The sequence below is a fragment of the Sedimentibacter sp. MB35-C1 genome (assembly GCF_030913635.1).
Taxonomy (GTDB): domain Bacteria; phylum Bacillota; class Clostridia; order Tissierellales; family Sedimentibacteraceae; genus Sedimentibacter.
The window spans coordinates 463222-479003 of the sequence record NZ_CP133188.1 but is presented as its reverse complement, the minus strand read 5'-3'; the positions used below and the strand labels follow the sequence as shown (position 1 = coordinate 479003).

Annotated in this window: 12 protein-coding genes; 9 read left to right on the top strand and 3 right to left on the bottom strand. The window is 36.1% G+C overall.

Annotated elements, in window-relative coordinates:
- Window positions 1-46 precede the first annotated feature (46 nt).
- Window positions 47-1411 (bottom strand): sigma-54-dependent Fis family transcriptional regulator, encoded by a 1365-nt coding sequence (locus tag RBQ61_RS02250; protein WP_308138916.1) that lies wholly within the window; start codon window positions 1409-1411, stop codon window positions 47-49.
- A gap of 234 nt (window positions 1412-1645) precedes the next feature.
- On the opposite strand from RBQ61_RS02250, the gene RBQ61_RS02245 reads away from it, so the two are divergent.
- The 4 genes from RBQ61_RS02245 (at window position 1646) to RBQ61_RS02230 (ending at window position 5857) form a co-directional block, all read left to right on the top strand.
- Window positions 1646-2035 (top strand): GrdX family protein, encoded by a 390-nt coding sequence (locus RBQ61_RS02245; protein WP_308138915.1) that lies wholly within the window; start codon window positions 1646-1648, stop codon window positions 2033-2035.
- 41 nt (window positions 2036-2076) lie between these two features.
- Window positions 2077-3363: a sarcosine reductase complex component B subunit alpha gene (gene grdG / locus RBQ61_RS02240; RefSeq protein WP_308138914.1), complete on the top strand. Its 1287-nt coding sequence runs from the start codon at window positions 2077-2079 to the stop codon at window positions 3361-3363.
- An 11-nt stretch (window positions 3364-3374) separates the two neighbouring features.
- Window positions 3375-4685 (top strand): sarcosine reductase complex component B subunit beta, encoded by a 1311-nt coding sequence (gene grdF / locus RBQ61_RS02235; protein ID WP_308138913.1) that lies wholly within the window; start codon window positions 3375-3377, stop codon window positions 4683-4685.
- An 89-nt stretch (window positions 4686-4774) separates the two neighbouring features.
- Window positions 4775-5857, top strand: a complete 1083-nt coding sequence (locus RBQ61_RS02230) for a hypothetical protein (RefSeq protein WP_308138912.1) — start codon at window positions 4775-4777, stop codon at window positions 5855-5857.
- A 41-nt stretch (window positions 5858-5898) separates the two neighbouring features.
- Here RBQ61_RS02230 and RBQ61_RS02225 read toward each other — a convergent pair whose 3' ends face one another.
- Complete coding sequence (locus RBQ61_RS02225) at window positions 5899-7137, bottom strand: sigma 54-interacting transcriptional regulator (protein ID WP_308138911.1); 1239 nt, start codon at window positions 7135-7137, stop codon at window positions 5899-5901.
- 296 nt (window positions 7138-7433) lie between these two features.
- Between RBQ61_RS02225 and rph the strand changes: the two genes are divergently transcribed.
- The 5 genes from rph (at window position 7434) to uvrA (ending at window position 14289) form a co-directional block, all read left to right on the top strand.
- On the top strand, window positions 7434-8177 hold the full coding sequence (rph, locus tag RBQ61_RS02220; protein WP_308138910.1) for a ribonuclease PH: 744 nt from the start codon (window positions 7434-7436) through the stop codon (window positions 8175-8177).
- A complete protein-coding gene (locus tag RBQ61_RS02215) occupies window positions 8174-8800 on the top strand; it encodes an XTP/dITP diphosphatase (RefSeq protein WP_308138909.1) in 627 nt (208 codons plus the stop codon). The genes rph and RBQ61_RS02215 overlap by 4 nt, the downstream gene beginning before the upstream one ends.
- Entirely contained in the window at window positions 8769-9251 is a 483-nt protein-coding gene (locus RBQ61_RS02210; protein WP_308138908.1) for a metallophosphoesterase, read from the top strand. The genes RBQ61_RS02215 and RBQ61_RS02210 overlap by 32 nt, the downstream gene beginning before the upstream one ends.
- Window positions 9252-9436: 185 nt before the next feature.
- Window positions 9437-11401: an excinuclease ABC subunit UvrB gene (gene uvrB / locus RBQ61_RS02205; RefSeq protein ID WP_308138907.1), complete on the top strand. Its 1965-nt coding sequence runs from the start codon at window positions 9437-9439 to the stop codon at window positions 11399-11401.
- A gap of 71 nt (window positions 11402-11472) precedes the next feature.
- Entirely contained in the window at window positions 11473-14289 is a 2817-nt protein-coding gene (gene uvrA / locus RBQ61_RS02200) for an excinuclease ABC subunit UvrA (RefSeq protein ID WP_308138906.1), read from the top strand.
- Window positions 14290-14379: 90 nt separating this feature from the next.
- Here the strand turns inward: uvrA and RBQ61_RS02195 are convergent, their stop codons facing one another.
- The gene (locus RBQ61_RS02195; protein ID WP_308138905.1) at window positions 14380-15669 is read right to left on the bottom strand and encodes a methyl-accepting chemotaxis protein; all 1290 of its coding nucleotides are present in this window, start codon (window positions 15667-15669) and stop codon (window positions 14380-14382) included.
- Between the last annotated feature and the right edge of the window lie 113 nt (window positions 15670-15782).

Sequence of the window (15782 nt, the reverse complement as noted above, 5' to 3'; positions counted from 1 at the left end):
TTGATAATTAATAGACAGATAAAAACTCTCCAGGAGTTTTTATCTGTTATTTTTTTAAATCATATTTATTGATTTTATTGAACAGCTGTCTTGAGCTTATACTTAATTGCCTTGAAGCTTCCGCTACATTGCCGCCTGTCTGATCTAAAACCCACTGCAGATATTCCGACTCAGCTTTATTTTTGAAATCCTGCAAGGTAATTACTTTATCATAGCTTGTAAAATCTTGAATATCATCAGTTAATTTATTAGATTTTTTACGTATATCGAACATAATAGGAATTCCATCCTTGGTTATAACACCGTCGTTGGACAGCACAACCATTCTGTCTATGATACTCTTTAACTCTCTTATATTTCCGGGATAATCATAAGAATGCAAAAATTTTTCTGCTTCGGGCTCAATATAATTTATTACAATTTCATTTTCTTTTTGAGATTTTTTCAACAAGAATTTTATTAATTCATTTAAATCTTCTTTCCGCTCTCTCAGAGAAGGGACTCTTATAACAATTGAACTTATCCTGTAAAAAAAATCTTCTCTGAAATTATTAGCCAAAACCTCGTTTGTTAAGTCTTTATTTGTTGCGGATATAAGTCTGAAGTCTATAAGCTTTTCTTTATTGCTTCCCAGACGTTCAACTTTTTTTGTTTCAAGTACTCTCAAAAGCTTTACCTGAGTGGACAAATTTATTTCGCCCACCTCATCTAAAAATAAGGTACCATTATCAGCCAGTTCAAATTTACCTTGCTTGGATTTTACAGCACCTGTAAAGGAACCCTGCTCATAACCGAACAGTTCTGATTCCAAAAGCGATTCTGTAAAAGAACTGCAGTTTACCGCTGTAAAGTTATTTGCTGATCGGTTGCTGCAGAGGTGTATATACCTGGCTGCAACCTCTTTTCCGGTTCCCGATTCACCTATTAACAGTACATTTGCCTTAGATTTTGCCACTTTTTCACATTGCAGAAGCATTTTATTATAACTGTCGTTATTGCTGGCCATCATATATGTATTTAACAAATTTTCTTTTAATTTTTCTTTGTCTTTCTTGTTTTTATGTAAATCTGCGAGTGTTTTATGGAGAGTTTCAATACCGTTTTTTATATCTATATATTCTTTAGCTCCGCCTTTTAAGGCATAGCTTTCCTCAATGTATGACGGAGTAGAAGAAACTATAATTAAATCTGTTTGAGAAAAAGCATCTGTAAAGCAGCTGATTGTATATTCTTTATTAAATGGCGATAAATCAGTAATAAAAAAATCATATGACAGGTTTGACAGTTCAATGAATGCGTTTTCCGCATTGTCAGCAAAATTAATATTATTAGTTAATTTTGCAACTGATGAAATGATGGCATCAATATAGTGCTTGTTTTTTCCCATTATCAAAATTTTAATATCCTTCATCGGAATCCCTCCTATATACATGCTTATTTTAATAATATAAGAAAATACTTTCGTAGTCAAGAACAAAACTTCACTGTTGTTTTAAAATTGTTAAAATCATAGCAAACAATATTCTGTCATGATATTTATCTATATTGAAATTTCAATACCAAAAAAATATTTATACCTAACAGAAGAGTTGGTACGTATATTGCTTAACAATATTGTAGAAGTAAATATAAGAGGAGAAGGCACATGAATAAAATTATAATAACAAACAATTCTAAGGTGTTCAAAAAATATTATAGTTTTTGTGAAGTAATTTACATGGAAAATGGAAATTACATGGATGTTCTAGAAATGACACGGGATTTAATACATACCGGATGCAAGCTTCTAACCCATCCCATGTCAGGAAGCCTAAAGCCAAACCAAACGCCATACAAATCCATAATTGTGAGCGGTAATAAAAAAACCGATTATGAATCTGTCGTCCTGATTGAAAACAGTATTGAAGCGTCCAAAAAATTTTTAAAATTCAAACAGACGCCTCTTTGGAATGAAAAAATAAAAGATGATTTTAAAACAGTTGATTTGTCTTTAATTGAAAACGTGGTAAAAAACCCTATGTTTAATGTTATATAAATGAACAGAAAGGGCTTATATAAAAAAGGAGGTAGAAAGTTTTGAAATTAGAATTAGGGAAAATTAGAATCAGCGATGTTCAGTTCGGTGAAAAGACTGAGGTTTTGCAAGGAACGCTTTATGTAAACAAAGATGAGATAATAAAGCTTGTACTTGAAGATGACAGAATAGCGTCTGCCGATGTTGAGCTGGCCAGGCCAGGAGAATCAGTGCGCATAGCTCCGGTTAAGGATGTTATTGAACCAAGAGTTAAGGTTTCGGGAAGCGGAGGAATATTCCCAGGCACGATCAATAAAGTAAAACAGGTAGGAAGCGGAAGGACAAATGCACTTGTAGGAGCAACGGTAATAACATGCGGCAGGATAGTAGGATTTCAAGAAGGCTTAATTGATATGTCAGGCCCCGCTGCAAAATATACTCCGTTTTCTGAGACAAACAATGTATGTATAGTTATCGAGCCAGTAGAAGACATTGAAACCCATGATTATGAAGCAGCAGGGAGAATGGCAGGCTTGAAGGTTGCTACTTATATCGGGGAAGCAGGAAGAAATATAGAGCCCGATGAAGTAGTTACTTATGAAACCAAGCCTATATTAGAACAGGCAAAAGAATACCCAGATCTTCCTAAGATAGGTTATGTTCATATGCTTCAATCGCAGGGGTTGCTGCATGATACGTACTATTACGGAGTAGATGCTAAGGTTATGGTGCCAACGTTTATGTACCCGACAGAAATTATGGATGGAGCCATAGTGAGTGGAAATTGTGTTGCGCCTTGTGACAAGGTTACAACTTTCCATCATCTTAATAATCCGGTAATAGAGGATTTGTATAAAAGGCATGGAAAAGATTTAAACTTTATCGGAGTTATACTTACAAATGAAAATGTATTTCTGGCAGATAAAGAAAGGTCATCAGATATGACTGCAAAGTTGTGTGAATTTTTAGGATTTGACGGCGTTTTGATAACTGAGGAAGGGTACGGAAACCCAGATACCGATTTGATGATGAATTGTAAAAAGGTTAGCCAAAAAGGTGTTAAAGTAGTTCTCATTACCGATGAGTTCCCCGGCAGAGACGGAAAATCGCAGTCATTGGCAGACGCAGTTGAAGAAGGAGATGCTCTGGTATCCTGTGGGAACGGAAATGTAATTATTGACTTTCCGCCGATGGAAAAGGTCATCGGTACTCTCGATTTCATAGAAACTATGATAGGCGGCTATGAAGGAAGCTTAAAGCCTGACGGAAGTATAGAGGCCGAATTGCAAATTGTAATAGCCTCCACAATTGCTAACGGATATAACAAGCTAGCCGCTAAAGGATATTAAGGAGGGATATTATGGAAAAGATAAAAGTCGTTCATTATATAAATCAATTTTTTGCAAGTATAGGAGGAGAAGAAAAGGCAGATATTAAGCCGGAAATAAGAGAAGGCGTAGTTGGACCGGGCCTTGCATTGAAGTCAGGGCTGGGAGATGGATACGAGGTTGTGGCAACGGTGATATGTGGCGATACTTATTTTGGAGGACATATCGATGAAGCCACAAATACAATACTAAGTTTGATAAGGCCTTATGAACCGGATTTATTTATAGCAGGTCCGGCATTTAATGCAGGCAGATATGGTGTGGCATGCGGTGCTGTTGCAAAAGCTGTTGAAGAAGAATTTAAAATTCCGGTAGTTACGGGTATGTACAAGGAAAATCCCGGAGTAGATATGTTTAAGAGTGATCTATACATTATAGAAACAGCAAACTCGGCAGCCGACATGAGAAAAGCAATGCCAAAAATCTGCAAGCTGGCAAAGAAAATGATTAATAAAAAAGAAATATTATCACCTGCAGAGGAAGGATATATTGAAAGAGGAATTCGTGTTAACTATTTTAATGAAAGAAGAGGATCAGAAAGAGCAATTGATTTGATACTAAAGAAAGTTGCAGGCGAACCATATGGAACAGAATACCCTATGCCTGTATTTGATAGAGTTGCTCCAAATCCTGCCGTAAAAGATATATCAAAAGTTAAAGTAGCCGTTGTAACATCAGGAGGAATAGTTCCTCAAGGAAATCCTGATAGGATTGAATCATCAAGTGCAACAAAGTATGGAACTTATGATATAACCGGGCTGGAAAGCTTGACAAAAGATAAATTCATGACCGTTCACGGTGGATATGACAGAGCATATGTGCTTGAAAACCCAAATCTAGTAGTTCCGCTGGATGTATTGAGAGAAATGGAAAAGGAAGGCATTATTGGAGAACTTGCAAATTACTTTATTGCCACAACAGGTACTGGTACATCCGTTGGCAATGCAAAAGGGTTTGGAGAAGATTTCAGCAAAAAATTAGTTTCGGACGGAGTGGGAGCAGTTATCCTAACATCTACCTGAGGCACCTGTACACGTTGCGGTGCAACGATGGTAAAAGAAATTGAAAGAGTTGGAATTCCAGTTGTTCATATGTGTACTGTAGTGCCTATATCACTTACCATAGGAGCGAATAGGATAATACCAGCCATAGGAATCCCGTACCCATTGGGAGATCCAAACCTTGGAGAAGAAAAAAGCAAGAATTTGCGAAGAAAGCTTGTAGAAAGAGCTTTAAGAGCTTTACAGACAGAAGTGACTGAACAAACAGTATTTGAAGAATAATACAATAGTCAGGTAATACGGACTTATTGTATTATCTGACTATTTCTTCCGTAATAGTTGTTAATAAAAAAACAAATCAGGAGGATATTATGGTTAGCAATACGGTAAGTATGAAAAAAGTCATTTCTTTTGCAGGTTCATTTATTGCTTTTTTAATAGGGTCAGGCTTTGCAACAGGACAGGAAGTAATGCAGTACTTTTCCTCTTATGGATTTAAAGGTATTGCAGGAGTAGTTGTTATATTCCTTTTGTTTTTATATGTGGGCGTAAGCTTCATAACAACAGGCTATGAACATAAGTTTCCGAAAGGAAGTGATATTTTTGAATATTACTGCGGGAAAAGAATAGGAAAGTTTTATGACTATTTTTCTATTGTGTTCATTTATATGTCATTTTTCGTTATGATTGCAGGTGCGGGAGCTACATTAAACCAGCAATATGGAATCTCTAATTCGGTAGGTGGAATTATTATGGCCGTATTAGCAGCTGTGACTGTCGTGTTTGGACTTGGAAAGATAGTTGATATTATAGGCAAGATAGGCCCTGTGATAGTAGTTATGTCTATTGTTCTGGGATTTGTAGCTATATTTCAAAACATAGATGGATTGCGACGAGCAAGCGAAATAATTCCTAAATTAAATTTGATGAAAGCATCTACTAATTGGCTGTATGCCGCAGGTTCATATGTGGGGTTTTGCATGTTATGGCTTGCTGCATTTATGTCATCCATGGGTGCAAGCGCCAATAGCAAAAAAGAAGCGGCAATGGGAGCCGTGTTTGGTGCGGCTGCATTTTCAGCTGCGGTTTTAATTGTAGCATTAGGACTTATTGCAAACATTGAGAAGGTAGCAGGATCACAAATACCATCTTTGGTTATTGCTTCGGGCATTCATCCATCAGTGGCAATAGTGTACTCATTAACAGTTGTGGCCGGAATCTATACAACTGCGGTTCCCTTACTGTGGACGGTATCAGTTAGAATTGCTCAAGAAAAAACAGTAAAATTCAAAACCGTCACTGCTATCTTGGCAGTAATAGGCGCAGTAATTGGATTAAAGGTGCCATTTGACAGACTTGTTAATATTGTTTACGTAATAAACGGATATGTGGGAATATTTTTGCTGATAATGATGATCTTTACAAGTGTAAAAAACAGATACCAATTTAAATAATAGATAAAAGCAACTGAAACCCCGCGAGGGTTTCAATTGCTTTATTTTTTTAGATCATATTCATTAATTTTATTAAATAGTTGTCTTGAACTTATTTCCAGCAATTTTGCAGCTTCAGTGACATTTCCTTGGGTTTGGTTTAAAACCCATTGAAGATAAGTTGCTTCAGTTTCTCTTTTGTATTCCTTAAAAGGAATAATGCTTTTGTAACTTTCAGAATCAGGCATAGTGATTTCTTTTTTTATATTAAACAAAAGAGGTATTCCATCTTTGGTAACTCTCCCATCTATAGAGAGTACTACCATTCTATCTACAACTGTCTTAAGTTCTCTTAAATTTCCCGGGTAATCATAAGTGTATAAAAATTTCTTGGCTTCAGGATCTATAGACTTAATTACAATTCCATACTCCTCCTGAGATTTTCTGAGAAAATATTGAATAAGATCATCCAAATCTTCGGGACGCTCGCGAAGGGGAGGCACATTAATTACAATTGAACTAATTCTGTAGAAAAAATCATCCCTGTAGCTTCCGTCTTGAATTTCTTTGTAAAGGTCTTTGCTTGTTGATGATACAAGTTTGCAGTCAATCAATCTTTCCTGATTGCTTCCGATACGAGAAACCGTATTAGTGTCAAAAACTTTAAGTAGTTTTGTTTGAGTGGATTCTTTAATAGCACCCACTTCATTTAAAAATAAAGTGCCGTTGCTTGCAAGTTCAAACCTTCCTTCTGCTTCTTTTCCGAAAAGCTCCGATTCAAGGAGTTCCTCGGGATATGAATTGCAGTGCAGTGCTATAAACTTGTTTGACACTCTTGGACTGCAAGCATGTATATATTTAGCAAGCACTTCCTTGCCGGTTCCAGGTTCTCCAATCAGAAGAATACTGAGATTTGTTTTCGCAACTTTTTCACAGTGAGAAAGAACTTTCAAATATTTTTCATTCTTGCTGCTTAGATGATAATTCTTAAACAAGTCCTCTTTTAATCTGTCATTGTTTTTTTTATCAGTATAATGTTCGAGAATCTTTATAGGCAGCTTTAGAAGATCACTTTCAAAATCCATATAATCAAGAGCACCTTGAAAGAGATCAGTGTTTCCGCATGCATATAAAAGACCTTCGGATACAATTATCAAATCAGTTTTGTGATATGTTTCAGTGAAGGTTTTAATAGTAAAAACTTCATTGAAAATATTTAGATCCGATATTACATAATCAACACTTTCGTTTTGCAATATTGCCTCAGCCTCATCAAAATCGCTGCAGTTAATGGTGTTCACAGATATTTTGTTAAGAACGTTATTTATTTTTTCAATATAATGTTTATTTTTATTTATAATGATAGCTGTTATCTCGTATATAATAAACACCTCCTGCATGTCATAATCGGAATGAGCAATAAAATAAATAAAATTTAAAACATTAATTATTATACAGTTCTAAAAAATTTAAGTCAAGTGGATGAGAAGGGCAAAGCATTAATTTTTTAATAAAAAACGAAAAACATTTTTCTGTTTATTGTTAATTTAATAATATTAGGTTATAATATTTCCAATATATATAAATGGGAGTAAAAATGGAAAGAACTAACGGAAGATCTAATGATGAATTAAGACGAATAAAAATAACAAGGGACTATATAATGCATCCTGGCGGCTCAGTATTAATAGAAGCAGGAAATACAAAAGTTATATGTACAGCAATGGCAGAGGACAAGGTTCCTCCATTTTTGAAAGGTACAGGAAAAGGATGGGTGTCTGCGGAGTATTCAATGATACCAGGTTCAACAAAGACAAGAAAGACAAGAGATATCAATAAAGGAAAGATAGATGGAAGAACGCAGGAAATACAAAGACTTATAGGAAGAAGCCTTAGGGCTGTAGTTGATTTAGAAGCAATAGGTGAAAGAACTTTGTGGATAGATTGCGATGTTATACAAGCGGACGGAGGGACAAGAACTGCCTCAATTACAGGAGCATTTGTAGCTATGGCAGATGCTTTTTACAAGCTGTTGCAAAAACACGAAATAAAAAAAATGCCTGTAAAGTCATTTGTATCAGCAGTAAGTGTAGGAATCAAAGACAAAGAGACAATATTGGACTTATGCTATGAGGAAGATTCAGGTGCTGATGTGGATATGAATATTGTAATGACAGACAAAGGTGAATTCATTGAAGTTCAGGGTACCGGAGAGGAAGCTACATTTACTAAAAGTGATTTGATCAACTTAATTTCCCTTGCAGAAAAAGGATGCTTGGAGTTATATAATCTGCAAAGGGAAGCTTTGGGAGTTGAAATTAGCAGGGAGATTGGAAGATGATTAGAAAAATAGTATTGTCTAGCGGTAATAAGCACAAGATAAATGAAATTAAAAATATATTAAAAGATATGCCATTTGAAGTCATCTCAAAAAATGACATAGGTTTTTCCGATTTTGATGTTGAGGAAGACGGTAAAACACTGGAGGAAAATGCATTTAAAAAAGCGGAAGAACTCCATAAACTGGTTAAAGAAATAGTGGTAGCAGATGATACGGGATTATTTGTCGACGCTTTAAACGGAGAGCCAGGAGTATATTCAGCAAGATATGCTGGAGAATCAGTTTCATATGAAGAGAACAATAAATTGCTTTTAAAAAACCTGAAAAACATACCCATGGAAAAAAGGACGGCACATTTTAAAACAGTAATTGCCGTAGTGTTTGAGGATGGAAGTAAAATGCATGCTGAAGGCATACTTAACGGTAAAATTGCATTAGAAGAAAGAGGAAGCAACGGCTTTGGCTATGATCCTTTGTTTATAGTTGAAAATACCGGAAAGACATTTGCTGAAATGCCAGAAGAAGAAAAAAATAAAATAAGCCACAGAGCAAGAGCGCTGATGAATTTAAAGGAAAAACTGGAGGAGCTAAGTGAGAATATTAGTGATAAGCGACAGTCATAATTTTATTCCTGATGCTCAAATAGAAACCATAAAAAAATACGGTGAATTCAATATGTTAATTCATTGCGGAGATAAATACAAAGATGCTGAAAAGTTTGCAGAAAAGCTTAAAATAGATAAGGTTGTTCAAGTATCCGGGAACTGTGACTTTATTTCAGGTAAGCCGCTATTAGTAGATAAGGTTATTGAAGGGAAAAAGTTCATTATAACTCACGGCCATTTATATAATGTAAAGTCAGGTATCAGCAAGTTGAAAGAATATGCAAGAGAAAAAGGTGCGGATGCGGTAATTTACGGGCACACACATTGTGCACAAAATGAAGTGATTGATCAAATTTTATTTTTTAATCCGGGAAGCACAGTATTGCCAAAATGCGGGAAAGAAAGTTTTGGAATATTGGAGGTATCATTAGACAAAATAGACGGAAAAATTGTTATATTGGAAGGTTGATTAGTATAAAAATTGCCTAAATAATAGTATTAATTTAAAACCGGGAAATTGTATTTTAATTCCCGGTTTTTTATATGCCAATTTTCATAAATTATAATTTTATTGGAAAATAATAATGTTGACTTAAATAATCAAAAATTATATAATTAAGCGAACATACGTTTAGATGAAGCTGAGGTGAAATAATGGGCGAATTTAAAATAAAGTCGGATTTTAAACCTACCGGAGATCAGCCGGAGGCAATAAAAAAAATTGTGTCAGGATTAGAAAACAATTTAAAATATCAGACTGTTTTAGGGGTAACAGGCTCAGGAAAGACCTTTACCATGGCAAATATAATTGAAAAAATTCAGAAGCCGACTCTTGTTCTTGCTCATAACAAGACATTGGCTGCTCAGCTGTGCTCTGAATTTAAAGAGTTTTTTCCTGACAATGCGGTAGAATATTTTGTTAGCTACTATGATTATTACCAGCCTGAAGCATATGTGCCAAGCAGTGATACCTTTATAGAAAAAGATGCATCCATAAATGATGAAATTGATAAACTGAGACACTCTGCTACTGCATCACTTTTTGAAAGAAAAGATGTTATTATAGTAGCCAGTGTATCATGCATATATGGATTGGGAAGTCCTATTGACTATGAAAATCTGGTCATATCATTAAGACCCGGCATGCAGAAGGATAGAGACCAAACAATTAGAAAGCTTATTGAAATTCAGTATAAAAGAAATGATATAAGCTTTACAAGAGGAACCTTCAGAGTAAGAGGAGATACGCTTGAAATATTTCCCGCATCCTCGTCAGAGAATGCAATAAGAGTGGAATTTTTCGGCGATGAAATAGACAGAATAACTGAAATAAATACTGTAACTGGAGAAATTTTAGGAAGACGAAATCACATATCTATATTTCCTGCAACCCACTATGCCACTACAGAAGAAAATGTAAACAGAGCTGTTGTCAGTATACGAAAAGAACTACAGGAGCAGCTCAAATATTTTGAAAGCGAGAACAAGCTTTTGGAGATGCAAAGGCTTGAGCAGAGAACTAACTATGACCTGGAAATGCTTCAGGAAATGGGATATTGCAACGGAATAGAAAATTATTCAAGGCATATAAATAATCTGGAGCCGGGAACAAGGCCTTATACACTTCTTGATTATTTTCCAAAAGATTTTTTAATGATTATAGATGAATCGCATGTTTCTGTTCCTCAAGTAAGAGGAATGTACAACGGAGACAGGGCGAGAAAAACAACACTTGTTAATTACGGGTTCAGGCTTCCCTCGGCATTAGATAACAGGCCGCTGAAGTTTGACGAATTTGAAAATATAATAAATCAAGTTGTATTTGTCAGTGCGACACCGGGACCGTATGAGGCCGAGCATTCGCAGAATACAGCCGAACAAATAATACGTCCTACAGGACTGCTTGATCCTCCTATTTCTGTCCGACCTGTTGAAAATCAAATTGATGATTTGATGAATGAAATCAAAAAATCAACAGATAAAAATCAAAGGGTGCTTGTTACGACTCTCACTAAGAAAATGGCTGAGGATTTGACGCTTTACTTTAAAAATGCGGGAATACGTGTAAGATATCTTCACTCTGATATAGATACTATGGAGAGGATGCAGATTATCAGAGACCTGCGCATAGGAGAGTTTGATGTTCTCGTGGGCATAAACCTGCTGAGAGAAGGATTGGACCTTCCGGAGGTATCTCTTGTGGCGATTCTTGATGCTGACAAGGAAGGTTTCCTTCGATCTGAAACATCGCTCATACAGACAGTGGGAAGAGCTGCAAGAAATTCGGACGGCAGAGTTATAATGTACGCCGATAATATGACCGGTTCAATGGAAAGAGCCATAAGTGAAACAAACAGAAGAAGAAAAATCCAGGATAAATATAATAAAGACAATAATATTACTCCTATGTCGGTCAAAAAAGGAGTAAGAAATGTGATTGAAGCGACAAAGGTGGCTGAGGATGAAGCGAAGTACACGCCTAAGAGCAAAAAAATCACAGATATGGCTTCTTATATTATTGAGCTTGAAAAGGAAATGAGAATTGCTGCAGAAAACCTTGAATTTGAAAAAGCTGCCAAGCTGAGAGATGAAATTAAGGAACTAAAGACTATAATATAAATTGTTCCAAAAAGGCATAGTCTCATGCAACTGAGAGGTATGCCCTAAGGATCATCATGAAAGGATGACTAATGGATAAAATCATAATAAGAGGAGCAAAGGAGAATAACCTGAAAAATATTAACGTGGAGCTTCCCAGAGACAAGCTGATAGTGTTTACTGGAGTAAGCGGCTCAGGGAAAACCTCTCTTGCTTTTGATACTATATATGCAGAAGGGCAGAGACGTTATGTGGAAAGCCTTTCATCATATGCCCGAATGTTTTTGGGACAAATGGACAAACCAGATGTCGAATCTATCGACGGTTTATCACCTGCAATATCCATAGACCAGAAAACAACAAACAAGAATCCACGTTCAACAGTCGGTACCGTCACAGAGATATATGATTATTACAGACTGCTGTTTGCAAGAGTGGGAATTCCACACTGCCCAAATTGCGGCAAGCCTATTCAAACACAAACCATAGACCAGATAACAGACAAGGTTCTCGAGTACGAAGAAAGAACAAAAATTCAAATTCTTGCTCCTATGGTCAGAAGGGCAAAAGGGACGCATAAAAGGCTCCTAGAAAATATCAAAAAAGATGGATATGTAAGAGTCAGAGTGGACGGAGAGATTTATGATTTGGAAGAAGAAATAAATCTTGAAAAGAACAAAAAACACAGCATTGAGGTTGTGGTTGACAGAATTATCATAAAGGATGGAATACAAAAAAGGCTTGTTGATTCCGTGGAAACAGCACTTGAACTTTCAGGAGGAATGGTGCTCATTGATGTTATGGGAAGCGAAGAGCTTCTTATGAGCACAAAGTTTGCATGTACAGACTGCGGCATAGGATTTGGAGAGATTTCACCGAGGATGTTTTCTTTTAATAATCCAATAGGTGCCTGCGATGCATGCAATGGCTTGGGCGTAAAAAAGGAAATAGATATAGATTTAATAATACCGGACTATACAAAGACCATAGGTGAAAGAGCAATTGCACCGTATGGTGCCGATGAGGACGGATATTATTACCAGATATTTAAAGCTATTGCGGATTATCATAATTTTGATATATCAAAGCCTCTGGCAGAAGCTCCGAAGGAGTTAATAGAGGAGCTTCTTTACGGGACAAACGGCAGAGAGGTTAAAGTTGAATTTATAAGTAAATTCCAAGGACTTAAGGAATATACAAAAGAATTTGAGGGAGTGGTAAACAATCTTCAAAGAAGGTACATGGAAACAAAATCCCCTGAAATGCGGGAATGGATAGAGGATTACATGTATGAAAGCCCATGCCCGAAATGCCATGGAGCAAGGTTAAATCCTATAAGTCTTGCAGTAAAAGTTGGAAATAAAAATATATATGAAATAACAAAACTTTCCGTTACAAAAAGCTTGGAGTTTTTTAAAACACTAGAGTTAAGCCCTGTAAATAAGATTATAGGAGAGCAGATAATAAATGAAATTAATTCAAGGCTTCAATTTCTATCTGATGTGGGTTTGAATTATCTTACTCTCGAAAGAAATGCAAGCACTTTGTCCGGAGGAGAATCTCAGCGAATAAGGCTTGCAACGCAGATAGGCTCCAGCTTGGTGGGAGTTTTGTATGTATTGGATGAACCAAGCATAGGACTGCACCAAAGAGATAACAGCATGCTGATAAAAACCCTGAGAAATTTAACTGATTTAGGAAATACGCTCATAGTGGTGGAGCATGATGAGGAAACAATGGAAAATGCTGACTATATTCTGGATATAGGACCTGGAGCCGGAACTCACGGAGGAGAAGTAGTTGCGTCAGGAACCTTCGAAGATATTAAAAACAATAAAAATTCTATTACCGGTCAGTACCTGAGCGGAATAAAGAAAATTGATGTTCCCGAAACAAGAAGAAAAGCTGAGAAATATATAGAGATTAAAGGGGCAAAAGAAAACAACCTGAAAAATCTGGATGTGAAAATACCACTTGGAGTGCTGTGCTGTGTGACAGGTGTATCAGGCTCCGGTAAAAGCTCATTGATAAATGAAATACTGTCTAAAGGGCTTCATCAGAAGTTGTTCAAGAACTCAAACAGGCCGGGAAAATATGACGAAATGCTTGGAGTAGAAAATATCGATAAGATAATTACAATAGACCAGTCACCTATAGGCAGGACTCCCCGCTCAAATCCGGCTACGTATACAGGAGTGTTCGACTATATAAGAGATGTGTTTGCAATGACTCTCGAGGCAAAGGAAAGGGGATATAAAAAGGGAAGGTTCAGTTTTAATGTCAAAGGCGGTCGATGTGAAGCATGCCGAGGTGATGGTATACTGAAAATAGAAATGCACTTCTTGCCTGATGTATATGTACCATGCGATATATGCAAAGGAAAAAGGTACAATAGAGAAACTCTTGAAGTTAAATACAAAGGAAAAAACATTTCTGATGTGTTGGATATGACAATAGATGAAGCTATGGAATTCTTTGAAAACATACCTAAAATATATAACAAAATAAAGACAATGCAGGAGGTAGGGCTGGGTTACATTAAGCTGGGACAGCCGTCTCCGGAACTGTCGGGAGGCGAGGCTCAGCGTATCAAGCTGGCTTACGAACTCAGTAAAAGAGGAACAGGAAAGACGTTGTACGTACTTGACGAGCCGACAACGGGACTGCATATAGCAGATATACACATGCTTACAGACGTTCTTAACAAACTTGTTGAAGCAGGAAATTCAGTGATTGTAATAGAGCATAACCTAGATGTGATTAAGACGGCAGATTATATATTGGACTTGGGCCCCGAAGGAGGGGACGGAGGCGGAATGATAGTTGCGAAAGGAACTCCTGAAGAAATTGCAAAAGTAAAAAAATCATATACCGGACAATATTTAAAAAAGGTTTTGAATAAAAAATAATGCATGCAACTTTTGTATTTATTATAAGAAAAAGACTGATTTTTTAGTTCAGTCTTTTTTTATACTCCAAATAGAACAAATATAATATATTTACGCAGTGTGTGAAGAATTCTCTTCTCTGAGTTTTAAGATAGATACCATATTTCTTAAGGATTCCGCATAGCTTGCAAGTTCCTCACTTGAGGCGCTGTTTTCCTCTGCTGTGGCTGAATTTGTCTGAATAACATCAGATATCTGTTCTATGCTTATGGTAATTTGTTTTACGGACTCTGCTTGCTCTTGCGCTTTGGCAGATATACTGTTCATGCTTTCTGTAATTACATTTCTATCCTTAGCTACCTCTGCAAGTACCTTTGATGTATTGTCTGCGGCGGATGTGCCTTCCTTTACAGATCTTAAAGTATCTTCAAGCAGTGTAGTGGTATTTTTTGCGGCATCTGCGCTTTTTACGGCCAGATTTCGCACTTCGTCTGCAACAACGGCAAAACCCTTGCCTGCTTCACCTGCTCTTGCTGCTTCAACTGCTGCATTCAGCGCCAGTATGTTGGTCTGAAAAGCAATATCTTCTATTATTTTGATTATCTTCATTATTTCATCTGATTTTCCGTCTATGAGAGTCATTGTTTCAACGGTGTCTTTCATTTGTGCAATTCCCTTGTCCAGCTCATTGCCCAAGGTTGTGACTTTGTTGCTGGCATCTACTGCATTTTCGGCAGTTATATTAATCTCATTAGATATTTTCTGTATCGTAGCTGTGAATTCCTCAACAGTGCTTGCCTGTTCAGCCGAGCTTTGAGATAAAAGCTGTGATGAGTCTGCAATTTGCTCTGAACCGGAAGCAATCTCGTCTGAGGTTATGTTTATATTTGTAAAGGTTCTGTTTAATGAATCAATTATGTTGCTTAAAGAAGAACTTATAGATTTAAAATCTCCAATATATTCTTTTTCAATAACAATGTTGAAATCTCCGTTTTCAATTCGGTTTAAGACATTATAAATGTCTGAAAAGTGGCTTTTAATTAAGGCTGCTGCTTCGTGATAAGCTTTGTTAAGTTGCCCAATTTCGTCATTTGAATAATTTTTAAAATCAGAATCCGAATCTAATATGCCCTTTTTCATGTTATCTGCAAGAGACAATGCATTATTGACAGGCATAAAAGCCCTTTTAAGCAAGAAATAAATTATAAAATATAGAACCGCAATTTCTGCTATTAATGATATAAATACTGCAGTTATTATATTGTTTGAATTAATAATTATGCCCCTTGAAAATCCAAGCCACATTAGGGCACCAAGTATAACTGTTACTAACAACACAGCTGTAATTATTTTTAAGGTTGTTTTTTTAGCTGAAATATGTTTAGATAAAAATTTTGTCATTTAAGAATAGCCTCCATTTACACATATGTTTACTACATAAATATCGGCAGAATGTTAACAAAATATATTAGTATATTATTCCAATAAATAGAAAAAATCCCCATTTATGATAA